This window comes from Lacrimispora sp., assembly GCF_047605665.1.
Taxonomy (GTDB): Bacteria; Bacillota; Clostridia; order Lachnospirales; family Lachnospiraceae; genus Lacrimispora.
In genome coordinates, this window is record NZ_JASGFH010000010.1 from 108804 (window position 1) to 132018 (window position 23215).

The 23215-nt window shown below is 46.3% G+C and carries 17 protein-coding genes; 3 read left to right on the forward strand and 14 right to left on the reverse strand.

Translation table 11 applies throughout. The features are described from left to right. Positions 1 to 399: 399 nt before the first annotated feature. The 5 genes from QM657_RS10115 to QM657_RS10135 all read right to left on the reverse strand — a co-directional run bounded on the left by QM657_RS10115 (position 400) and on the right by QM657_RS10135 (position 6501). Complete coding sequence (locus QM657_RS10115; RefSeq protein WP_415066518.1) at positions 400 to 1836, reverse strand: D-alanyl-D-alanine carboxypeptidase family protein; 1437 nt, start codon at positions 1834 to 1836, stop codon at positions 400 to 402. Positions 1837 to 1912: 76 nt separating this feature from the next. Beyond that, entirely contained in the window at positions 1913 to 3472 is a 1560-nt protein-coding gene (gene rny, locus QM657_RS10120; protein ID WP_415066519.1) for a ribonuclease Y, read from the reverse strand. A gap of 125 nt (positions 3473 to 3597) precedes the next feature. Further along, on the reverse strand, positions 3598 to 4206 hold the full coding sequence (locus QM657_RS10125; protein WP_415066520.1) for a regulatory protein RecX: 609 nt from the start codon (positions 4204 to 4206) through the stop codon (positions 3598 to 3600). A 48-nt stretch (positions 4207 to 4254) separates the two neighbouring features. Further along, entirely contained in the window at positions 4255 to 5349 is a 1095-nt protein-coding gene (gene recA / locus QM657_RS10130) for a recombinase RecA (protein WP_415066521.1), read from the reverse strand. A 303-nt stretch (positions 5350 to 5652) separates the two neighbouring features. Next, entirely contained in the window at positions 5653 to 6501 is an 849-nt protein-coding gene (locus QM657_RS10135) for a S8 family peptidase (protein ID WP_415066556.1), read from the reverse strand. Positions 6502 to 6711: 210 nt separating this feature from the next. Between QM657_RS10135 and QM657_RS10140 the strand changes: the two genes are divergently transcribed. After that, the gene (locus QM657_RS10140) at positions 6712 to 7890 is read left to right on the forward strand and encodes a M20 family metallopeptidase (protein ID WP_415066522.1); all 1179 of its coding nucleotides are present in this window, start codon (positions 6712 to 6714) and stop codon (positions 7888 to 7890) included. Positions 7891 to 8134: 244 nt separating this feature from the next. Here the strand turns inward: QM657_RS10140 and QM657_RS10145 are convergent, their stop codons facing one another. From QM657_RS10145 to QM657_RS10165, 5 genes are all read right to left on the reverse strand, one after another. Further along, positions 8135 to 9220 (reverse strand): methyl-accepting chemotaxis protein, encoded by a 1086-nt coding sequence (locus QM657_RS10145; protein ID WP_415066558.1) that lies wholly within the window; start codon positions 9218 to 9220, stop codon positions 8135 to 8137. Positions 9221 to 9504: 284 nt separating this feature from the next. Further along, complete coding sequence (locus QM657_RS10150; protein WP_415066523.1) at positions 9505 to 10776, reverse strand: diaminopimelate decarboxylase; 1272 nt, start codon at positions 10774 to 10776, stop codon at positions 9505 to 9507. A gap of 139 nt (positions 10777 to 10915) precedes the next feature. Further along, positions 10916 to 12352, reverse strand: coding sequence for a pyruvate kinase (gene pyk / locus QM657_RS10155; protein ID WP_415066524.1), 1437 nt, complete (start codon positions 12350 to 12352; stop codon positions 10916 to 10918). A gap of 16 nt (positions 12353 to 12368) precedes the next feature. Next, positions 12369 to 13214 (reverse strand): hypothetical protein, encoded by an 846-nt coding sequence (locus QM657_RS10160; RefSeq protein WP_415066525.1) that lies wholly within the window; start codon positions 13212 to 13214, stop codon positions 12369 to 12371. A 12-nt stretch (positions 13215 to 13226) separates the two neighbouring features. Beyond that, a complete protein-coding gene (locus QM657_RS10165) occupies positions 13227 to 14168 on the reverse strand; it encodes a magnesium transporter CorA family protein (protein ID WP_415066526.1) in 942 nt (313 codons plus the stop codon). A gap of 244 nt (positions 14169 to 14412) precedes the next feature. Here QM657_RS10165 and QM657_RS10170 point away from each other — a divergent pair, with 244 nt between their 5' ends. Further along, on the forward strand, positions 14413 to 18684 hold the full coding sequence (locus QM657_RS10170; protein WP_415066527.1) for an acyl-CoA dehydratase activase-related protein: 4272 nt from the start codon (positions 14413 to 14415) through the stop codon (positions 18682 to 18684). A gap of 45 nt (positions 18685 to 18729) precedes the next feature. Here QM657_RS10170 and QM657_RS10175 read toward each other — a convergent pair whose 3' ends face one another. Then, on the reverse strand, positions 18730 to 19581 hold the full coding sequence (locus QM657_RS10175; RefSeq protein WP_415066528.1) for a DUF6179 domain-containing protein: 852 nt from the start codon (positions 19579 to 19581) through the stop codon (positions 18730 to 18732). Further along, positions 19568 to 20026 carry a DUF6323 family protein gene (locus QM657_RS10180; protein WP_415066529.1) on the reverse strand — a complete coding sequence of 153 codons (459 nt, stop codon included), beginning with the start codon at positions 20024 to 20026 and terminating at the stop codon, positions 19568 to 19570. The genes QM657_RS10175 and QM657_RS10180 overlap by 14 nt, the downstream gene beginning before the upstream one ends. Positions 20027 to 20044: 18 nt before the next feature. Between QM657_RS10180 and QM657_RS10185 the strand changes: the two genes are divergently transcribed. Continuing rightward, complete coding sequence (locus QM657_RS10185; protein WP_415066530.1) at positions 20045 to 20284, forward strand: hypothetical protein; 240 nt, start codon at positions 20045 to 20047, stop codon at positions 20282 to 20284. On the opposite strand, the gene QM657_RS10190 is transcribed toward QM657_RS10185, so the two are convergent. Beyond that, complete coding sequence (locus QM657_RS10190; RefSeq protein WP_415066531.1) at positions 20268 to 21935, reverse strand: SEC-C metal-binding domain-containing protein; 1668 nt, start codon at positions 21933 to 21935, stop codon at positions 20268 to 20270. The two genes, QM657_RS10185 and QM657_RS10190, sit on opposite strands and share 17 nt — an antisense overlap. Before the next feature lie 55 nt (positions 21936 to 21990). Further along, positions 21991 to 22839 (reverse strand): KilA-N domain-containing protein, encoded by an 849-nt coding sequence (locus tag QM657_RS10195; RefSeq protein WP_415066532.1) that lies wholly within the window; start codon positions 22837 to 22839, stop codon positions 21991 to 21993. Between the last annotated feature and the right edge of the window lie 376 nt (positions 22840 to 23215).

Genomic DNA, 23215 nt, shown 5'->3' on the forward strand with positions numbered 1-23215 from the left:
TGAGTCTGATTGAGCCTGTACCTGTTGGTATGGGCTCTTTTCATTTTTAAAGGCCCCTCAGTTTCTTTATCAAGGTAAAAGAGGGGTCACAGATGAACGGAACCACACAAATAAATACCGCAAAAAGGGGCTTTCCGAACCCAAAAAACCGGTGACTGGAGCAATGGCTTTTTTCCATTTTCACATTTTCCACAATTCCCTGTATCAAAAAGGAAAAATACACAATTTTATCCTTTAAATTTATTAATCTTTGTTAACATTTTCTGACGAAAATAGGGTATATTATTAAATGTAACCCCCCAATACATTATATAGTTTTTGCTACACCCCATAAGAAATGAAATACCTTCTCCGAAAAAGACCGGCCTCCCCAGCCGGTCTTTTTCATTTCTATTTTTATCACTTTTTCTTTATATTACGGCGCTCGTTGAGAATCTTTTCAAAGGCCTCTGAATTCCCTTCTGCCCTTAACCTTCTTCTCCTCTCTTCTCTTCGAAGAGCGTAGGCCCTGGCCTCTGCTTTCTTCCGGTACATGAAAAACCCCGCCCCGCCTGCTGCCAGAACCAGAAGGATTCCCAACACGGCAATCACTCCTAAAAATCCCCTGCCCCGCGAAGCATTTGCCTTTTCTGAATCAGAACCTGTTTCCGGCTCCCCGGCGCTTTCCGTCAAAGATTCCTGCTCTGATTCCTCTTCAGACGGCAAAGCCTCTTTCTCTGCAAGGAGATAAGCCTGTCCCACATTCCTTTCATTGTAAGAATATTGAATCAGGGCTACCGCGCCTTCGGGACTCTTGGCAGGAAGCTCCGTTACCAGAGTCTTATGCGCCTGGGAAAATTCAGAGCCTCTGGGCAGGGTTATGACCTGATCTGCCTCCAGCTTCAAGTCAGAAGGCTTATAAGCAGTCCCATTGATTTCAACAGAATCCTCTCCGGATATATAGCCGGTTTCATTCCCTGTAACAGGGATATTTTCAAAGCGGTCATAGCCAAACTGCAGAAGATTTTTTCCGTCGACAAAGTACTGCCTTGGGCTGCCCTTTAAGATAACGGAAACCAGCCGTCTTCCATCCTGTTCCGCATACGTAACAAGGGTATTTCCGGCCTTGATCAGGTATCCGGTCTTCCCCGCCACAGCAGAGGGAAAGTAAAACTCGCTGTTAGGGTCTGTCGTCTTCACCAGACGGTGTTCGTTGTAAATGGTGAGCCCTTCCGGGTTATTGATCATGGGCGGAAACGTATGGCTTAAGGCAGAGCTGATTTCCACAAGCTTTTTATTGCTGTAAACCTCTCTTGCGATCAATGCCATATCATAGGCGGATACGTACTGGGTATCGCCGTTAAGCCCTGACGGATTGTCAAAATGGCTTTCCTGGCACCCCAGCTCTTCTATTTTTTCATTCATCATGGTGACAAAGTCTTCCATGCTGCCTGCCACATGCTCTGCAAGGGCATTTCCCGCCTGATTGCAGGAATTGAGCAGAAGGGAGTAGAGACAGTCCTCTACGGAAAGTTGGTCCCCTTCCGTCACGTTTAATTTATTTCCGCTGTCCGGTTCCACATTGTAAACGGCATTCTTTGAAAATGTGACCATTTCCTCCGGACTGCTGTTTTCCATAACCACCAGGGCAGTCAAAATCTTCGTAATGCTGGCCGGCGGATACGTGGAATGAATTTTCTGACCGAATAAGACAGCTCCGGAATCCACGTCCATCACAATGCCCGCTTCCGCCTGGATTCCCGTATCAGAAGGCCACTCCGGATTTGCATATACAGTCATAAGTAACATGTGGCTGGCCAGCAGAAAGCTTACCAATGCCTTTAATCGGCCTTTCATCTATCAATCCTCCTGACATGAAATATGCCCTAAAACCGCATGGAAATACTTATACGGTTTTAGGGCACTATTGGCTTTACTTCGCGTAATCTGTAACTCTGGATTCCCGGATCACGTTGACCTTGATCTGTCCCGGATATTCCAAGGATTCTTCGATCTTCTTGGAAACCTCGCGGGCTAAGAGAATCATGTCATCGTCACCGATCTGGTCCGGAACTACCATAATCCGAACTTCACGTCCTGCCTGAATGGCAAAGGACTTGTCAACTCCCTTAAAGGAGTTGGTAATATCTTCTAACTGCTTTAATCTGTTTGTATATGTCTCCAGAGTCTCTCTTCTGGCTCCAGGCCTTGCTGCAGAAATGGTATCTGCGGCCTGAACAATACATGCAATGAGGCTCTGCGGCTCAACGTCGCCATGATGGGATTCCACCGTATTCAGCACAATCGGTGATTCCTTGTACTTCTTACACAAATCCACACCTAACTGAATGTGAGAACCTTCCATCTCATGGTCAACGGCTTTTCCGATATCATGTAATAAGCCGGCCCGTTTGGCCATGCGGATATCAAGGCCAATCTCTCCGGCTAAGAGCCCGGATAACTGAGCGACCTCGATGGAATGCTTTAATGCATTCTGTCCATAGCTGGTTCTGTACTTCAACTTTCCAAGAAGACGAATGAGTTCCGGATGAAGTCCGTGAATGCCCACTTCAAGAGCAGCGGCTTCTCCTTCTTCCCTCATATTGGTTTCCACTTCTTTTTGCGCCTTTTCCACCATCTCCTCGATTCGGGCCGGATGAATCCGCCCGTCTACAATAAGACGTTCCAGGGCAATTCTGGCTACTTCCCTGCGAACCGGGTCAAACCCGGATAATACCACTGCCTCAGGGGTATCGTCAATAATCAGCTCTACTCCCGTAAGGGTTTCCAAAGTACGAATGTTCCGTCCTTCCCTTCCGATGATTCTGCCTTTCATCTCATCGTTAGGAAGCTGCACAACGGAAACAGTTGTTTCCGCAACGTGATCGGCAGCACATCTTTGAATGGCTGTTACCACGTATTCCTTTGCCTTTTTATCGGCTTCTTCTTTTGCTTTGTTGTCAAGTTCTTTAATTAATTTCGCAGTGTCATGTTTTACATCATCTTCAACAGATTTTAAAAGATATTCTTTTGCTTGTTCGGAGGTAAGTCCGGAAATCTTTTCCAGCTCCTGAATGCCCTTTTCATAGAGAGATTCCACTTCGGCATTTCTCTTTGTTAAGGCATCCTCTCTGGCAGCCAGACCTGCCTCCCGTTTTTCCATAACTTCGGACTTCTTGTCCAGGTTTTCTTCTTTGCTTAATACTCGTCTTTCATAACGTTGAAGCTCAGCTCTTCTTTCTCTGGTTTCCTTTTCAAGCTCATTCTTAGTCTTTAGAGACTCTTCTTTTGCCTCAAGGAGAGCTTCACGCTTCTTTGTCTCAGCGGTCTTTAATGCTTCATCTATTATTTCCCGGGATTTTTCTTCTGCAGTACCAATTTTGCTCTCGTAGGTATTCTTACGATAAGCTATGGCAGCAGACCAGGTGATAAAAGCAACTACTACTGACGCGGCTAACGCAATCAATGCAGTCGTTAATACTGGTACTGACACAGGAGCACCTCCTTATTCGTTTTTCATTGTACGACAATACAACACTACAATTTTAAACTGTTTTATACATTATGTCAAGCATTTCGCCCCTGTTTCCAGCATACTTGCGCATATTTGTAATGAAGTCAGTCCATATCCCAGCCGCCGCCTAAAACCCTGCTTATCGCTTCGTAAGAAAAACCCTTTCTGCCCAGGGAAGCCATGACCTTTCCCTTTTCTTTAAACTCCATATTTTCCGGCTTTAATCCCTTTTTCCGGAGGTGTTCCCGAATGCGCGCTTCCTCGTCTACAGGCTGGTCCTTAAGGATGTCCCGGATCATCTCCTTATCCAGCCCTTTTCTCTGGAGCTCGCAGCGGATCTGTCTCTCGCTCTTTTGCCTGGAACGGTATTCCACGTACCTGCGCCCATACTCCTGGTCATTGATAAAGCGGTGGTCCTTTAAAAAGCCTATGGCATGGTCAATGGCTTCCTGGGGGTAACCCCCTTCTTTTAATTTTCTCCTCAGCTCCTGCTCCGTCCTATCCGAAGCCTTTAAAAGAAAAAGCACCCGCTCCCTGGCCCGTTTCATCAAAACGTCTTTGAGTATCTCCTCATAAACTTCCTGGGAAAGAGTCTCTCCTTCCTCAATCCCGAATCTCTTAATCTCCCCTTTATAAAGAACAAAAGTAAAGTCTTCATCAAGAAAGACTTTACTCCTGCGCTTATCCACGGGCACAATCTCTGTCACTGTCATAGATGCCTCTTATATTTATAAATATTCCTTCTAAAAACGGTCTGAGGATTACTCATCAGCCTTTTCTGCACTGCTCTCTGCGGCTTTGATTCTCTTGCTCTCTTTTGCCGCAGTTTCACCGGCCTGCTCCTGAGCCTGTCCGGAAGAACCGCCGGCTCCGTACTTATCTCTTACCTTGGCTTCGATTTCCTGGCATACAGCAGGGTTATCCTGGAGATAGGTCTTGGCATTTTCACGGCCCTGGCCGATCTTGGTGCCGCCGTAGGCAAACCATGAACCGCTCTTTTCCACGATGTTTTCCTTTACAGCCAGATCGAGAACATCTCCTTCGGTGGAGATTCCCTTGCCGAACATGATATCAAATTCAGCCTCCTTAAAGGGAGGTGCGATCTTATTCTTCACTACCTTTACACGGACCCGGTTTCCTACCATATCTCCGCCCTGTTTCAGCGTCTCGATCTTTCGGATATCCATACGGACAGAAGCATAGAACTTCAGGGCACGTCCGCCTGTGGTGGTCTCAGGGCTTCCGAACATGACTCCGACCTTTTCACGAAGCTGGTTGATGAAGAGGACGATACAATTGGACTTGCTGATAACGGCTGTCAGCTTTCTGAGAGCCTGGGACATGAGGCGGGCCTGAAGGCCAACGTGGGTGTCGCCCATCTCTCCTTCAATCTCAGCCTTTGGCACCAGGGCTGCAACGGAGTCCACGATCACGATATCCACGGCTCCTGACCGGACCATGGTCTCTGTGATCTCCAATGCCTGCTCACCGTTGTCCGGCTGGGAAATGTAGAGGTTGTCAATATCCACGCCAATGCTCTTGGCATAGACAGGGTCAAGGGCATGCTCTGCATCGATAAAGCCTGCAATGCCTCCCCGCTTTTGCACCTCTGCAACCATATGTAAAGCCACAGTGGTCTTACCGCTGGACTCAGGTCCGTAAATTTCCACAACTCTTCCCTTGGGGATTCCTCCCAGACCAAGGGCGATGTCCAGGCTTAAGGCTCCTGTAGGCACTGTCTCCACATTCATGTTCTTTCCTGAATCACCGAGCCTCATGATGGAACCTTTTCCATAGGCTTTCTCTATGTTGGTAAGGGCCGCATCAAGGGCCTTCATCTTCTCATCTTTATTCATATTATCCTCCGATACGAACAAACGTTCTTTTTCTACTTATCATAATAGTATACTTCCGTGAAAATGTCAACTGAAATTTTATCTTATTGAGGCCAATGCACATCACACTCCCTGCCTGTCCGGCCAAAAATAATTTTTTCCTGGGAAAATCCCGGCGAAACGCCTGAAAAATAACGAGAAAGAAAAGCAGACTGCCTTCTGATTTCTAAAACAACTATAGCACACCGGGCGGGAGGCTGCAAGGAATTTTAAAAGGCATCCCAAAATCGTGTTATTTTGAGATGCCTTAAATCCCGCTTCGTTCTAATCCGCTATAAGCCTTTCCACATCTAACAGTCCCCAGCCCTGCTGGTTGATGGGAAGACCTAAGTCCACTGACCTCTCCCTCAGCATCAGCTTCACATCCCGGTTGCTCATATAGGGATATTTTTCCAGTAAAAGCGCAATGGCCCCCGACACCAGGGGAGTTGACATGGATGTGCCGCTTTTGACCTGATACTGCCCGGCCTCATTGGCACAGCTCATGATCCCTGCACCGGGAGCAATGATTTCCGGCTTGCAGATGCAGGCCCCCGTAGGGCCTCTGCCGGAATAGTCCACCATACGGTTTCCCATGACATTGACTTCCTTGTAATCGTCGGAACAGCCTACGGTAATCACCTTCCGGCTGATTCCCGGAGTTGTGATGGTGTTCATTCCCGGCCCCATATTTCCTGCCGCCACACAGACCACCAGCCCGTCATCCCAGGCCGCATTGACTCCCCTCACAAGGACCGAGCTTTCCGTCATCCCTTTTTTTGAGAAAGAGCCCACGGAGATATTCACAATCCGGATTCCGTACCGTTCCCTGTTGTCCCTGACCCATTTTAAGCCGGCCAGCACATCGGAGGCATATCCGTTTCCCTTCTTATCCAGCACCTTCAGCATGATGATATGGCACTCCGGGGCAATTCCCATATATTTTCCGCCGGAAGCATTTCCTCCGCCTCCAATGATGCCGGAAATATGGGTTCCGTGGCCGTTATCGTCATACGGGTCTCTTTTCCTGTGTACGATATCTACAAACGCTGCAACTCTATGTTTAAAGTCTTCATGGAGATAAATCCCTGTATCAAGCACCGCAACACCGACTCCCCGCCCGGTCAGACCCATGCGGTAAGCGGCTTCACAATGTATTTCTTCTCTTACATGATCCACAATCCATTACCTTATTCCTTTTTTATTAGGATATTCCAGTCCGGGCCCCTTGGTTTCTTTTCCCCTGGAAAATGGAGTGAGAAGATTTTTTTGTTTAAAATATCATTTACTTTCTCCTTCCCCCTTTCTATAATAAAAATAAAAACACTTAAGGAGAATTTTGTTATGCAAGACCAATCATCCGGCGCTATTTCGCTGACACAGGCCCTGATCCGCATTGACAGCACGGACCCCGGCGCATACGAAACAAGGATAGGGGAATTTATTTTTGACCGCCTCTCCCGCCTTTTAGTTCCTGTTATCAAAAAAGAGGTCCTGCCGGGCCGTTTTAATGTCATGGCGAAAATCCAGGGAGAAATTGACGACCCGGCCCTGGTCTACATCTGCCATATGGACACGGTTACCGTCGGGGAGGGCTGGACTAAAGACCCCTTTGGCGCACAAATCCAGGACGGCCTGATTTACGGACGGGGTGCCTGTGACATGAAATCCGGACTGGCCTGCGCCCTTTCCGCCTTTGAGGCCATGGCTGGGGAAGCTGCCTCAGGAAAAAAGCCCAGGCATTCCTTTGTCTTTATCGGGACTGTTGACGAAGAGGATTTTATGAGGGGATCAGAAGATGTGATCAAAGAAGGCTGGGTTACAAAAAAGAGTCTCGTCCTGGACACGGAGCCCACTAACGGGCAGATTCAGGTGGCGCATAAAGGCCGTACCTGGTTTGAAATCACGGTAAACGGCACCACCGCCCACGCCAGCACGCCATGGAAAGGGGCCGATGCCATTGCGGGAGCTGCGGAAATCATCTCCTTCATCCGCAGGAAGATCGGGGAATGCCCCTCCCATGAAGACTTAGGCATTTCCACCGTCACCTTCGGACAGATCGAAGGGGGATACCGCCCCTATGTGGTTCCCGACCACTGCAAGATGTGGATCGACATGCGTCTCGTCCCTCCTGCCGATACCCAGGCTGCCGCCGGCATCGTCACACGGGCCATTGAAGAGGCTGCCAAAAAGGTTCCCGGCATAAACGCCTCTTACGTCATCACAGGTGACAGGCCTTATATTGAAAAGGATGAAACTTCGGTTTTATTAAAGGCTTTAAAGGCTTCTGCAGAGGAGATTACAGGAGAGCCTGTTCCCGTCACCTGCTTTCCAGGGTATACGGACACGGCTGTCATCGCCGGAAAACTGGGCAATCACAACTGCATGTCCTACGGCCCCGGCGACTTGGAGAGGGCCCATAAGCCTGATGAATTCGTCCCATGCGAGGATATTTTAAGATGTGAAAAGGTCCTGACCGGGCTGGCCAAGTCCATTCTCTTTGAGGATTTTTCGTTGGGATGACATATTAAGAAAATCTTCATAATCTATTCAAACAATATACAAACTTTTCCTGAGGTCTTGTGATATACTAAGAACATAAGAAATGCACAAGAAATAATTATCCTTACATCCTTTTTGAAATCCGAAAATCCTAAGAAAAATCTCCCTGTGTCATGTGGCACAGGGATTTTTCTATTAATTGGGAAAACGGCATACAAAAGCCGCTGTAAAAAGGCAGTTACTGCCTTTTTACAGCGGCTCTTTCTCATTCACATGGATTTTTCAGTTTAAAGGTCTGTACCATATCCTTTAAGCTTCCAGCCTGCTGATAGAGCTGGGAAGTGGCTGCGGTGCTCTCCTCGGACGCTGCCGAATTGGCCTGTACCACGGAGGAAACCTGATTCAGCTCATCATTGATCCGGGAAATGCCCTGGGCCTGCTCTGACGAGGCTCCGGCGATTTTCTCGGCCAGATCTGCAACCTCTTCGATTCCGCCCACAATTTTATTAAAAGCATCTGCAGTGGTCTTTGCAATCCTGGTTCCGTACTCAGCCCTCTGTATGGAGTTCTCTATCATGTCCGTACTTTCCTTTGCGGCCTTTGCAGAACGGGCTGCCAGACTGCGCACCTCATCGGCTACAATGGCAAAGCCCTTTCCGGCCTCTCCGGCCCTTGCAGCCTCTACGGAAGCGTTTAAGGACAGCATATTGGTCTGGAAAGCAATGTCCTCAATGACCTTTATGACCTTTGAGATATTTGCTGAAGATATGTTGATCTCATCCATAGCACGGAGCATTTCCTCCATGTGCTTGTTTCCTTCCACCGCTCCGTCCCTGACATCGTTGGCACACGTCCGGGCTGCCGCCGCATGGTCTGCGCTTAAGCGTATCTGGTTCTTCACGTCCTCTGCTGCCGCTGCCAGCTCCTCAAGGGAAGCTGCCTGACGGCTTGCGCCTTCTGAAAGGCGTACGCTGGCTTCTGATATCTGTCCGGCGCCGCCCACCACCTGACCGGAAGCACCGCATATCTGGGACAGAATGCGGTTGTTCTTATCCACAATCCGGCTTAAGGCAATGCCCAGAACATCTTTTTCTGAATTGACCTGTACATGAACCGTCAAATCCCCATTGGCGATGGCCTCGGCTGTATGAGCCTGGGCTCTGGTGTTTTCCACCATCGTCTTAAAGGACTGCATCAGTTCTCCTACCTCATCATTTGTGAGAACCCGTACATTTGCGCTGACATCTCCTACGGATAACTGCTGCGCTATGTTGCTGAGTATCTTAAGAGGACGGACAATGCTTTTGTTTAATACCCTGCTCACAATCTCGCTTACAATGAACGATATCACTGTCAAAAGCAGTATTCCTGCCAAAAAAAATACAAAAAATCCTGATGAAACACTGTCTTTAGAATATAACCCGTAAATAGTGAAAATGCTTACCAGCGAAATTAAAGCCGTGGTGATATTCACTATCCTGAATCCCCTTGCCAGCCTCTGACCGAGAGCAATTGAATTCTGTCTTTCCTGTTCTCCCATTTGAACTGCACCCCTTGTTTAGTTTTTATATTGTGTATATCGACAGTTTCTAAAATAATTTTAGCAAAACAGAAAATTTATTTTAACACATCATCTCACTTTTCAGCACTTTTTAACACATCGCAGAAATCAAAGGTGGCAAAGTAGTCCTCCGGAGTCTCCGCCCTGCGGATCATCTGGACGGAACCGTCTTCCTTTAAGAGGAGCTCCGCTGATTTTAACTTTCCGTTGTAATTATATCCCATGGCAAAGCCGTGAGCCCCTGTATCGTGGATGAACAGCAGATCTCCCCTGGAAATCTCAGGCAGCATCCGGTCAATGGCAAACTTGTCATTGTTCTCGCAAAGAGAGCCCACCACATCGTATTTGTGGTCGCAGGCAGCATCTTCTTTTCCCATGACCGTAATGTGATGGTAAGCCCCGTACATGGCGGGCCTCATTAAGTTCACGGCGCAGGCATCCACGCCCACATACTCCTTATGGGTGTGCTTTTCATGAACCGCGGTTGTCACCAGACCGCCGTAAGGCGCCAGCATAAAACGTCCAAGCTCTGTATAAATCGCCACATCTCCCATGCCTGCAGGCACCAGGATTTCCTCATAGACCTTGCGCACACCCTCTCCGATCACCTGGATGTCGTTAGGCTCCTGATCAGGGCGGTAGGGAATTCCGATTCCTCCGGATAAGTTGATAAATGCGATATCAGCTCCTGTTTCCTTTTCCAGCCTCACCGCCAGCTCAAAGAGCACCTTTGCAAGAAGGGGGTAATATTCGTTGGTCACTGTGTTGCTTGCCAGAAAGGCGTGAATGCCGAACTTCCTGGCTCCCCTGCTCTTTAATATCCTGTACGCCTCAAAAATCTGCTCTGTGGTCATTCCGTACTTGGCATCTCCCGGATTGTCCATGATATCCGTGCTGATTTTAAATAATCCGCCGGGATTATAACGGCAGCTTATGGTTTCCGGTATATAGCCGATGGACTCTTCCAGAAAATCGATGTGGGTGATGTCATCTAAATTGATGATGGCTCCCAGCTTCTCCGCATAGCGGTATTCGTCCGCAGGGGTATTGTTGGAAGAAAACATGATATCCGGGCCGGCAAAGCCTGTGGCCTCAGACATCATGAGCTCTGTTAAGGAAGAGCAGTCCATTCCGCAGCCATAGTCCTTTAACACTTTCAGGATAAAGGGATTCGGCGTGGCCTTTACCGCAAAATACTCCCGAAAGCCCTCATTCCAGGCAAATGCCTCTTTCAGCTTCAACGCATTTTCCCGGATTCCTTTTTCATCATATAAATGAAAGGGCGTTGGATACTCCCTCACGATTTCCTCTAATTTTTCCTTTGTTACAAATGGTCTCTTTTCCATGTTTCTTTCTCCTCTCGCATCTTTATGATAGCAGAAGGAGCCTGTCTCCGGCACCTAAGCTTTCCAGCTTTTATTGTACCGGGGATAGACTCCTTTGTCTACATTTATTGTATAAATACTCAAATCACCTGTAACTCAATCAGTCTACGGTCACCACGCGCATGATGTTGGTATGTGCTGCCGGTTCATACCGTTTCACCGGACTCACCACTCCTGCAGTTACCACAACCATGTCATCTTCCTTTACAATTCCCTTGGCCTTTAACAGCTCCATGGAGGAATAGATGAGAACGTCGGTGGATTCCGCACGTTTTGCATGAAGGGGTCTCACGCCCCAGTAAAGCTGCATCTGGCGGAGGGCCGCAGAGCTTGGGGACAAGCCGATGATCTGGCTTTCCGGCCTCCATTTGGACAGAAGCCTCGCTGTAAAGCCTGTAATACTGGGAGCCACAATTACCTTTGCACCCAGGTCATGAGCCGTTGACACGGAAGAATAGCATACGGCATTGGATATGTTATGGACGTTGACAGCGGAAACCTTGCGCTTGCGGTATGCGTTGTAATCGAGATGCTTTTCTGTCTCTTCCACAATAGAAGCCATCATGGAAAGGGCCTCCACCGGATACTTGCCCATAGCAGTCTCTCCGGAAAGCATGACCGCATCGGTTCCGTCGTAAACGGCATTTGCCACGTCCGTCACCTCTGCTCTGGTGGGGCGGGGGTTGCGGATCATGGAATCCAGCATCTGGGTTGCGGTAATAACCGGCTTACATGCTTCGTTGCACTTTTCAATGATGCGTTTCTGAATAAATGGAACCTCCTGAGCCGGAATCTCCACACCCATGTCGCCGCGGGCAACCATGATGCCGTCACTGGCTTCAATGATTTCATCCAGATTTTCAATGCCCTCTGCATTTTCAATCTTGGCGATAACGCTGATGTTGGAGCTGTTGGCTTCCAGGATTTCCTTGATTTCATAAATGGCTGCTGCCGTACGGACGAAGGAAGCCGCGATAAAATCAAAGCCCTGTTCGATGCCGAACTGAATGTCCTGCTTATCTTTTTCTGTCAGAGCGGGAAGCTTTACTTTTACATTGGGCACATTGACGCCCTTTCTCTCTCCCAGTTCTCCGCCGTTAATGATTTTACAGACGATTTCCTTACCACTTACTTTAAGAACCTCCAGCTCAATGAGACCGTCGTCAATGAGAATGCGGTTTCCGGCCTTTACATCCTGATTCAGTCCGTCATAGTTGATATGTCCTTTTGAGGCGTTTCCCACGATCTCCTCTGTTGTCAGAATATAAGTATCTCCATCATTTAAAATTACTTTCTTTCCATCTTCCAAAAGTCCGGTACGGATCTCCGGTCCCTTGGTGTCAAGAAGGGCTGCAATGGGAAGATCCAATTCCTCGCGGATGCTCTTTAAGTCGTCAAGGCGGGCCTTCTGCTCTTCATAATCACCATGAGAGAAGTTGAATCTGGCAATATCCATCCCGTGTTCAGCCAGAGCTTTCATCAGGGTGCGGTCATTGGTGTTGGGTCCCATGGTGCAAATAATCTTGGTTCTTTTCATGAATCGTCCTCCGTAGCTAGTTAATCGTGTCTCCGGATACAGGGTGATCCGGCGTAACGTGTTTATGTGTATACAAATGCTCAGAACAGTATTCATAGCTGCCCTGGCACTTTGAGCAATAACGGAATTCCAGATCAGGGGAGTCTTTTTCCGTCCGTCCGCACACGGCGCACCGGTGATGGGCTCCTCCCTGGGGTGTTATCTTCATCTGCCTGCGGAATGTCTGCTTTCTCTTCATTTCCTTTGGGTTAAAACGGTTTAAATTGCGGGTCAGAAGGAAAAAGAGAATGCAGTTGAACAATGACATAACAATGGTGATCCTGGTTGCCATTCCTCCCACCAAGAATCCGTAAATGAAGTAAATGCCATTAAAAAGGGCCATCCACTTAGCTTTGACAGGAATGGCAAAAAACAGCAGAAATTCCAGATCCGGAAAGGTGACGGCAAAAGCAAAAAACAGGGAATAATTGAGAAATTGGGTGGTCATAGGCACACTCATCCCTGTGAGGGCATAAACCGCGAAAGCAGCGGCCACATGTCCGGCCACTCCCATAAAGAAGTAGACATTAAAACGGAATGCGCCCCATACTCTCTCTAAATTGGTTCCCAGCATATAGTATAAATACAGGCTGAGAACAGCAAAAAACGGGTCGCTTCCCGGAGGATAAATCATAAAAGTCACAATCCTCCACACCTGGCCCTGAAGGATTTTCCCTGCGTCAAGAGATAAATACTGCAGGTAAAAGCCTGGGGCAAACCAAGTGATCAAAAGTCCCACACCGTACATGCCGATGATATAATACATCAGATTTGGAATCGCATATTTTCTGAATCTGCGCTCCAGGTTGTAAAAAAATTTCATGCTTTCCTCTTTTCAAAACATATCCTTTTTGGAAAAAATCCATGCCACAATCAGGGTCAGAACCAGGGTTAAGCCTAAGACAACGGAAAAGCCGTAAGGGCTGTCCGCAAAGGGGATTCCTCTGGTATTCACATTCATTCCATAAAAACTGGCTACCATGGTAGGGATGGACATGACAATGGTGATGGTTGCCAAAAACTTCATTACAATGTTCTGGTTATTGGAAATAACGGAAGCAAATGCATCCATGGTCCCGCTTAAGATGCCGCTGTAAATATTGGCCATCTCAATGGCCTGCTTATTTTCGACGATAACATCTTCCAAAAGCTCCGTATCTTCCGGATACTTCTTGATTTTTTCGTTTCTCATAAGCTTTTCCAGCACCACTTCATTGGAACGCAAAGATGTGGTGAAATACACCAGACTCTTCTCCAGTTCCAGAAGCTCGATCAGTTCCCGGTTTCTGGTGGACTTATGAAGCTGTTCCTCCACCTCTCCGCTTTTTTTGTCGATGACCCTTAGGTATTGCAGGTAAAGAGATGCATTCTTATAGAGAATCTGAAGAATAAAACGGGTCTTCATATAAGTGTGAAAATCCCGGACTCTTCCATCCATAAATGCATTGAGCACTGTGGTGTCTTCCAGACAGACTGTAATAATGACGTCTTCTGCTGTGATGATGCCCACAGGAATGGTCACATACCAGTCCTTTCCGCCTCTTTCCTCTACCGTGGGAACGTCCACCAAAATCAGGGTATAGTGATCCTCCACCTGAATACGGGAACGCTCTTCCTCATCCAGAGGGGCCCTTAAATCATCGGGATCGATCCGGTACGTATCGGCAATTTCCAGAATTTCCGTCGCAGTAGGGTTCGTAAGAGCCACCCAGCAGCCTGGTAAAAGTTCATCCTTTTGCTGGATCAGGCCGTTCTCTGTTTTATATATCTGAATCATGGCTTTCTCCCCTTTCTACTAAAAAATTTTTGCATACTTCGACTTATACATTATAGATTCCAGAAACCTTTTTGTCAAATAAAATGAAGGCATATTTAGTGAAGTTAAACAAATTTTGCTAGTTTTAACATATATTTATCGTGGGAACGGAATTGTATTATTTCTTATTTTATGGTAAACTGATGTCCGGTGAGCTTGTAAACTTACTTTTGCACAAAAGGAGGCAAGGGATTATCCCGCGCGTATGACTACATATAACACATTAGGAATCGATATCGGTTCCACAACCGTAAAAATTGCAATACTAAACAGCAGCCGCGAAATATTATTCGCTGATTATGAGCGGCATTTTGCTAACATACAGGAAACTTTAGCCGGCCTTTTAAAGAAGGCCTATGATAAATTAGGGCCCATGGACCTTCTGCCTGCCATCACAGGTTCAGGAGGTTTAACCCTTTCCAAGCATTTGAGAGTTCCCTTTGTTCAGGAGGTGGTTTCCGTGGCCTCCGCTCTAAAAGATTATGCCCCGCAGACCGACGTGGCAATCGAACTTGGGGGAGAAGATGCAAAAATAATTTATTTTACCGGCGGAATTGACCAGAGGATGAACGGAATCTGCGCCGGAGGAACCGGGTCTTTTATCGACCAGATGGCCGCTCTTTTGCAGACCGACGCTTCCGGATTAAATGAATATGCGGCCAATTATAAGGCTATTTACCCCATCGCAGCCCGCTGCGGAGTGTTCGCAAAGACAGATATCCAGCCGCTTATTAATGAAGGGGCTACCAGAGAGGATTTATCGGCCTCTATTTTTCAGGCTGTGGTGAACCAGACCATCAGCGGACTGGCCTGCGGAAAGCCCATCAGGGGCAATGTGGCCTTTTTAGGAGGGCCTCTTCACTTCCTTCCTGAGCTTCGCAAGGCATTTATCCGCACCTTAAACTTATCCGGGGACGCGATTATCGCTCCGGACCACTCTCACTTATTCGCTGCTGTGGGCGCCGCTGTAAACGCCGAGGAAAACAGCGCAGAAACCGTCTCCTTAGATGAGATGATCCACCGCTTATCCACCGGAATCCAGATGGATTTTGAAGTTAAGCGCATGGCGCCTTTATTTGCCGACCCGTCAGAATACGATGAATTCTTATCACGCCACAACAGCCACTGCGTAAAAAAGGGAGAACTGTCTTCCTATCACGGAAAATGCTTTTTGGGAATTGACGCCGGCTCCACCACCACAAAAGTGGCTGTCGTAGGAGAAGACGGCACCCTGTTATACAGCTTTTACAGCAGCAACAACGGAAATCCCCTGGCAACGGCCATCCGGGCCATGGGAGAGATCAAGGAGCAGATGACAAAGGACAGCCAGATCGTATGGTCCTGTTCCACCGGCTACGGAGAGGCCCTGTTAAAAGCGGCCTTTCTTCTCGACGAAGGAGAAGTGGAGACCATTTCCCACTACTATGCCGCCGCCTTTTTTGAACCAAAGGTGGACTGCATCCTGGACATCGGCGGACAGGATATGAAGTGCATCCGCATTAAAAATAACACCGTGGACAGCGTTCAGCTCAATGAAGCCTGCTCCTCCGGCTGCGGTTCCTTCATCGAAACCTTTGCCAATTCCTTAAACTACACTGTGGAGAACTTCGCCACAGAAGCCCTGTTTGCCAAAAACCCCACGGATTTGGGAACCAGGTGCACCGTATTTATGAACTCCAATGTAAAGCAGGCCCAGAAAGAGGGAGCCGAGGTTGCCGACATCTCCGCCGGCCTGGCTTATTCGGTTATTAAAAATGCCTTATTTAAGGTTATCAAGATCACAAACGCCTCTGATTTAGGACAGCATGTTGTAGTCCAGGGCGGCACCTTTTACAACAATGCCGTCTTAAGAAGCTTTGAGAAAATAGCAGGCTGTGAAGCCGTCCGCCCTGACATCGCAGGCATTATGGGAGCCTTTGGAGCTGCCCTCATTGCCAGGGAGCGGTACGAGGATTCAAAGACCACTTCCATGCTGAGCCTTGACAAGATTCTGGGCCTTCACTATGAGACCTCTATGACCCGCTGCAGGTGCTGTACCAACAACTGTGTCCTGACGGTCAACCGCTTTGACGGAGGCCGCCAGTTCATCAGCGGAAACCGCTGTGAGCGGGGCCTTGGAAAAGAAAAGGCCAAGCGGGAGGTGCCAAACCTCTTTGACTACAAATTCCACCGCATGTTCGATTACGAGCCTTTAGAGGAGGACCTGGCCGAAAGAGGCACCATCGGCATTCCCAGAGTTTTGAACATGTATGAAAACTATCCCTTCTGGGCCGTTTTCTTTAAGGAATTAAAATTCCGCACCGTGCTTTCTCCCCAGTCCACCAGAAAGATTTATGAGCTGGGCATTGAGTCCATTCCAAGCGAGTCGGAATGCTATCCGGCAAAAATCGCCCACGGTCATGTGGAATGGCTGATCCGCCGGGGAATCAAGACCATTTTTTATCCCTGTATCCCCTATGAACGGAATGAGTCCCCTGACGCAGGAAATCATTTCAACTGCCCCATTGTCACCTCTTATGCGGAAAACATCAAGAACAATGTGGAAGGGCTTCAGACGGAAAACGTCCGTTTCTTAAATCCGTTTATGGCTTTTACCAATGAAGAAATATTGACGAGACGTCTGACAGAAGTATTTGCCGAAGACTTTGGAATTCCGGCTTCCGAAACCGCCGAGGCCGCTCACAAAGCCTGGGAAGAGCTTTTGGCTTCCCGCTCTGACATGGAGAAAAAGGGCGAAGAGACGATTCTGTGGCTTAAGGAAAATAACAAGAGGGGTATTGTGCTGGCAGGCCGCCCCTACCATGTGGACCCGGAGATCAACCACGGAATCCCGGAACTGATCACCTCCTACGGTTTTGCAGTCCTCACCGAGGATGCCATTTCCCATCTTGCTGAAATTGAGCGCCCCATAGTGGTGACAGACCAGTGGATGTACCACACCCGTTTATACCGGGCAGCCAGCCTTGTAAAGAAAGAAAGCTGTCTGGACTTGATCCAGCTCAATTCCTTTGGATGCGGCCTGGATGCCGTCACCACCGATCAGGTCAGCGACATACTGACCGGTTCCGGAAAGATTTATACGGTCTTAAAGATCGATGAGGTCAACAACTTAGGGGCCGCCAGAATCCGTATCCGTTCCCTGATTGCCGCATTAAAGGTCAGGGACAAGAGCCATTACGAGCAGAAGGTGGTTTCCAGCGCTTACCACAGAGTCACCTTTACCAAGGAGATGAAAAAGGAATACACCATCCTCTGCCCCCAGATGTCACCCATTCACTTTGATTTCGTGGAGCCGGCCATCCGTTCCTTCGGCTACCGGATTGAGATTCTTCAAAATCACAACCGCTCTGCCGTTGACACCGGTTTAAAATACGTGAACAACGACGCCTGCTACCCCTCTCTCATTGTGGTGGGGCAGATCATGGACGCTCTTTTATCCGGCAAATACGATTTAGACCGCACGGCTATTTTCATGAGCCAGACCGGCGGAGGCTGCCGGGCCTCCAATTACATCGGCTTTATCCGCAGGGCCTTAGACAAGGCCGATATGAGCCAGGTTCCTGTTATTTCCGTCAATGCGGGCAACATGGAGACCAATCCGGGCTTTTCCATCACCCTGCCCCTTCTGACAAAGGCCATGCAGGCGGTGGTATACGGGGATGTCTTTATGAGGGTGCTCTACGCCACCCGTCCCTACGAAAAGATTCCAGGCTCCGCCAATGCCCTTCACGACAAGTGGAAACGGCGCTGCATCGAGTCTTTATCGGCAAAGACACCGGGCATGATGACATTTTCCAGGAATTTAAAGGGAATCATCAGAGACTTTGATAACCTGCCCAGAAATGAGGTCAGAAAGCCCAAGGTGGGAATTGTAGGGGAAATCCTGGTCAAGTTCTCTCCTTTGGCCAACAACAACATCGTAGAGCTTCTGGAGGCAGAAGGAGCCGAGGCCGTTATGCCTGATTTAATGGACTTTTTGCTGTACTGCTTCTATAACAATAACTTTAAGGCGGACAATTTAGGAGGCAGAAAAAAGACTGCTGCCCTTTCCAACATGGGAATTTCCCTGCTGGAATACTTCCGCAAAACCGCTAAAAAAGAACTGGAAAAGAGCAGACACTTCATCGCTCCGGCCCATATCGGAAATCTGGCGGATATGGCAAAGGATTTTGTCTCCATCGGAAACCAGACCGGCGAAGGCTGGTTCTTAACCGGCGAAATGCTGGAGCTGATCCATACAGGAACGAATAACATCGTCTGCGCCCAGCCATTTGGCTGCCTTCCCAACCACATCGTTGGAAAGGGCGTGATCAAGGAGCTGAGAAAGGCGTATCCCGATTCCAACATCATTGCCGTGGATTACGACCCCGGCGCCAGTGAGGTGAATCAGTTAAACCGTATCAAGCTGATGCTTTCTACGGCTCAGAAAAACTTAAACAAAGAAAACTCCGTTCATATGGAGAAGGAAATGAGTTAACATGCCGATGGGGAGGAACGTATACATTCCTCCCCATTTCGCATCCTATATGGCAATGATCCGGTTCAGGCACCGGTTTTTAATCCCCTGTTTCAGTTCAAAGACATAATCATGGATATCCCCTTTTAAATACTCTCCCAATTCCTCATCGTTTCCGTATCCCAGGTCCATCAGTTCATCGGTCAGCCCCTTTAAATAGAGCTCCAGCTCTTCTCCGGTGCTGCCGTTGATGCAGTTTTCCAGCCGTTTTACTTCCTCTCCCGTATACGGCCCTGTATGAATCCCCTTTCCTGCCATCCTGCATCCCAAAACATTGCGAAACACGATGGAAGCAGGATTGATGAGAAGGCCTTTATGATCTGCAGAATAGGCTTTCAGCACATGAAAGATGTATTCTTCCGGGAATTTCCCAAGAAATATCTGTTCTAAGCCAATGCTTTTCACATAGACGTAAATAGCATCGATTCCCCGCAAAGAGTCCATGGGCCGCAAAACAGGATAATCGAGAGTGAGAAGGTGATCCTGGGGCGCAAAGCGGGGATCATAATACAAAAAGAAAGAGGGAAGCCCCTTTGCAAAGGTATCGTAACAGCACCGGTTCCCATAGGGGTTAAAATCGCCTATGATGTGATTATACAGGGCCTGCGTTTCCTTTACCTTTTCAAGGACTTTCTCATAGCCCAGCCGGTAAGCTGTTCTGGCTTCTGCCCGGTCACCGGGGGAAATAAGTCCCTCTTTTTCTTCCAGGTCCTCTTCGTATTCCCGGATGCAGTACAGGACCGCCCCCATAAGCTGTCTGGCCTTTTCATAGGTGATGGACGTGCTCTCCCTGCCCGTATATTTTTCAGCCAGCTCGCCCACAAGGGGAAGTAGTTCTTCCATGTTATCCTTCTTCATCTTCCTCCTCATACAGTCCCTGCCCAAAGCGGGCCCTTCTTGCAAAGGTCTCCAGCCGGGTGTCCTCCAGATAATCCAGGGAGCCCTGGCAGGGCCCGTCAAACTGTTCCTTCATGAAATCGATCAGCTCATCATCCGTGTACTCATCCAGGGATTCATTCTTATAAAAATAAAAAATGTCCTGAAGCCGTCCCAGAGTTTCCACGTAATTGTCCTGATAAATGTAGGGAGAATCGCAGAAAGCATAAATCAGCTTGGGCAAAATTCCTTCTCCAAACTCCACCCTCTCCTGATTCCTTAAAACATCTTTTCTTTCCCTTAAAAGCAGGGTTCCTTCCTCCTCTGTCAGGGATAAGCCGAACTTTTTTGTATAGTCATTGGCCTTCCTGATTTTCTCAAGCTGCATACTGTCATTTGCCGCCTCAAGCCATTTTTTATCTTCCATAAAAAACGCCCCTTTCCTTTGATAAATACCAAGTCTACTCCCAAAGGGACGAAATTACAAGACTTGAAAAAAAGTCATTTTTGTGGTATGATATATACAGAAAATGAGAGGGATTATGAGTTGTGTCCTGTCAAGAAAAATTTAAATAATATGGAAAATGCCAATAAAGAAGAGGGTGTTGCAAAAAAGGAGCGTTGCTCCGCAGATGATTTTTCATCTATTTTGCAATGCCCTATTTTATTTATACTTCTTTCTTAATGCAACACTTCTTATACTTTTTTCCACTGCCACAAGGGCAAATGTCATTACGTCCAACGGAAACAGCCTTTCGAACTATATCATATTTTCCTTCCCGCCATGCAATTTGAATATTTCCTATTTTTTCGTGATAAAATTGTCTCCATAAACTCTCGAATACTCCTCCATTTTCGAGAGTTGTTTCACCATTAAGGTTATAATCAACAAAACAAACAAAATTTTTATTATTAGGATACATTTCTTTGTTTTTGCGCGAATCCTCTCTATATACTTTTATATATAATGAATCCGCTTCCATTGTTCCATATTTATGTGGCAATGTGGGTGATGGTGGATTTTTTACATTCTTCAACCAGGAAATTGACTGTTGAATAATCTCCAATATTTCTTTTTTGTCTGTTATGTGACCTATGAACAGGTGTGCCCTTATTCTCTTTTTGTCAGGCAAGCTGGCATCTTCAACCCTATTTATTTTAAAATTACTGCAAGAATAATTTGGAAATCTAAAATATTTAACTTCTTGTAAGTCGATTTCTTCCGTTGACACATTCCAGATAAGGCAGTCTTTCCGTTGAATAATATCTGTAACAACATCGCTAAATTCACGTTTTTTATTTATCATGTCAAACACATCTTGATTCGTGAAACGTATCCAGCTGGATTGCAGCCTTTCATTACTAAAAGAAACCATATATTGCTTATAGTCACTATATTTTGAATAGACTAGTATAACTAATTCAATTGCTGTTTGGAATAGAAAAGCTCTGTCTGTATTTTCAATATAAAAATCCAAGTTAATTTGCTTATTTTCTGGCAATCCACTTATACTTTTACATCTGATAGACGGAATACTTAATTCCATACCAAGCAGACAAAATGGGGCGAAAAATTCTCCAGTTCGATCAACAGTAATTGATGTTATATGTTCATTTAAGAACTGACTGATACCAAGCAAAACCCCACCCGCAACATCATAGACTTTGTTTATGAGTTGGTCGATTTCGTATGCATTTACGGATAATACCATGAGTTGCCTGTTTTCATTATACAAGAATTCAATTACTTTACCATTTTCTTTGAAAATAACACCACCATGATTTATAGCATTTCTTATATTAACATTGACATCTTTGACCAATAAATCAAACCCATTCCTTTGTAATGCTTCACAAATGGGGGCGAGTTTTTTCTGTGATGAAAAATCCTTAGATGATGTTTGATCTAAGACGAGAAGTATAAATCGAAATAGATTTGTCAAGCACCCCTCAACTATGGAAATATACGTAGGTATTCGGTATAAGCGATTTTTTATTTCATGGCTATCATTCAACTTTTCTAAATCATTGATGATGTTCGTAATCTGTTGATAAGTATGATATCCAATCAAGAAATGTTCAATTAGCTCATCATAAAAAAATATAGGTGTAGAATTTTCCTTGAATAAAGTATCAAGCTGTGAATATGTTTGTCTATAAACTGCATTATTCCAGTAGCAACAAGGTTCTTTTGTGAGAGTATCATAAAAAATACAAAGAAACTCAGGGGCGATGAAACAAATGTTTGAATCAAGTTTTTCCTTTACCAGCTTAGAAATTTCACTTGCCCGATTTTTGGAATAATGACGAATTTTAGCAGCAGTGATATAGTCCATATTGTCCCCTAATCCTATTAATTTTCAGTATACTGTAAAAGACTTATATCTCTTTTTACGTATTATCTTCTATATGCGGTAACCTAGAGGTATTCAAGGCTGCCATCGTTTGCAGCTGCCTGACTACCAAATCATGAAGAACCACCAAACGCTCTGACTGTCGCTTCCCCTGTTCAATCAAAATTGCATTATAACTTTCTATATTAGCAAGCACAAGAAGCTGATTGATTGTCGCTTCATCCCTGATATTACCTTTGCTGTCCGGATTTTCATTCCGCCACTGTCTCGCCGTTTTTCCAAACAAAGCCATGTTCAGCATATCCGCTTCGCTGGCATATGTATACGATATTTGCTCTGGAGTCAAATCAGGTGGAATCAGATTGGCCTTGATCGCATCCGTATGAATTCGATAATTCAGCTTAGAAATCTCCCTATTCAAATTCCAATTCAAAGAGAGGCGGCTGTTTTCATCTGATTTTAGCCGTTTATAATCTTTTATGATATATAACTTGAATTCTGCTGAAATCCATGATGCAAACTCAAAAGCAATATCTGAATGGGCGTAGGTACCACCATATCGGCCAGCTTTTGATACAATACCAACTGCATTAACACCCTCAATCCACTTTCTTGGAGACATTGTAAATGCGTTCAGCCCTGCCTGGTTTCTAAACCCTTCGAATTCGACGGGTTTAAAATCCGGATTATGCAGACTTTCCCATAAACCCAAAAATTCAAGTGTATCGCGGTTGCGAATCCAATTTTTAATTACATCATTTGGCTCGTCACTTTTATATTTAGCAATGTCAGTTATTGAAATATACTCATTCTGAAAATCCATTGTATAAATTCCAATATCAATCCCTTTTGCATGAATTATTTCTTTCACAGGTGTTTTTGCCATAATGTGCTCCTTTCTTCATGCTCCTTCATCATCTGCACTTGCGAATTATAATTATATTTTTTAATATCACACAATTCTCTATTCTGTTCATCAATTCTGTTTTTAAATTATATCATAGTCAAATACAAAAAAATAGCATTAGCCTTCCTATCGATACGAATGATAATATATATTTGAAAGAGGGTGCTGGCCTTTTAACTAATGCTTTTGGCCACACCCTCTTCCTATTTTAGAGCCAAAAAGAGCGCTGCTCCACAGATGATTTTTCATCTATTTTATAACGCTCTCTTCGTTCATTGTAAAAAAACGAATCTTCCTACCCATAGCTTATCAACCGGGCTGTATTATGGTCAGAAATCAGGCTTTCCAAATCAAA

What these genes read in the sequence shown, in the direction of transcription:
- QM657_RS10115 (WP_415066518.1), bottom strand. Translation starts at nt 1,836, where the DNA reads ATGAAAGGCCGATTAAAGGCATTGGTAAGCTTTCTGCTGGCCAGCCAC.
- QM657_RS10125 (WP_415066520.1), bottom strand. Translation starts at nt 4,206, where the DNA reads ATGACAGTGACAGAGATTGTGCCCGTGGATAAGCGCAGGAGTAAAGTC.
- recA (WP_415066521.1), bottom strand. Translation starts at nt 5,349, where the DNA reads ATGAATAAAGATGAGAAGATGAAGGCCCTTGATGCGGCCCTTACCAAC.
- QM657_RS10135 (WP_415066556.1), bottom strand. Translation starts at nt 6,501, where the DNA reads ATGGGTCTGACCGGGCGGGGAGTCGGTGTTGCGGTGCTTGATACAGGG.
- QM657_RS10140 (WP_415066522.1), top strand. Translation starts at nt 6,712, where the DNA reads ATGCAAGACCAATCATCCGGCGCTATTTCGCTGACACAGGCCCTGATC.
- QM657_RS10150 (WP_415066523.1), bottom strand. Translation starts at nt 10,776, where the DNA reads ATGGAAAAGAGACCATTTGTAACAAAGGAAAAATTAGAGGAAATCGTG.
- pyk (WP_415066524.1), bottom strand. Translation starts at nt 12,352, where the DNA reads ATGAAAAGAACCAAGATTATTTGCACCATGGGACCCAACACCAATGAC.
- QM657_RS10160 (WP_415066525.1), bottom strand. Translation starts at nt 13,214, where the DNA reads ATGAAATTTTTTTACAACCTGGAGCGCAGATTCAGAAAATATGCGATT.
- QM657_RS10165 (WP_415066526.1), bottom strand. Translation starts at nt 14,168, where the DNA reads ATGATTCAGATATATAAAACAGAGAACGGCCTGATCCAGCAAAAGGAT.
- QM657_RS10170 (WP_415066527.1), top strand. Translation starts at nt 14,413, where the DNA reads ATGACTACATATAACACATTAGGAATCGATATCGGTTCCACAACCGTA.
- QM657_RS10175 (WP_415066528.1), bottom strand. Translation starts at nt 19,581, where the DNA reads ATGAAGAAGGATAACATGGAAGAACTACTTCCCCTTGTGGGCGAGCTG.
- QM657_RS10180 (WP_415066529.1), bottom strand. Translation starts at nt 20,026, where the DNA reads ATGGAAGATAAAAAATGGCTTGAGGCGGCAAATGACAGTATGCAGCTT.
- QM657_RS10190 (WP_415066531.1), bottom strand. Translation starts at nt 21,935, where the DNA reads ATGGACTATATCACTGCTGCTAAAATTCGTCATTATTCCAAAAATCGG.
- QM657_RS10195 (WP_415066532.1), bottom strand. Translation starts at nt 22,839, where the DNA reads ATGGCAAAAACACCTGTGAAAGAAATAATTCATGCAAAAGGGATTGAT.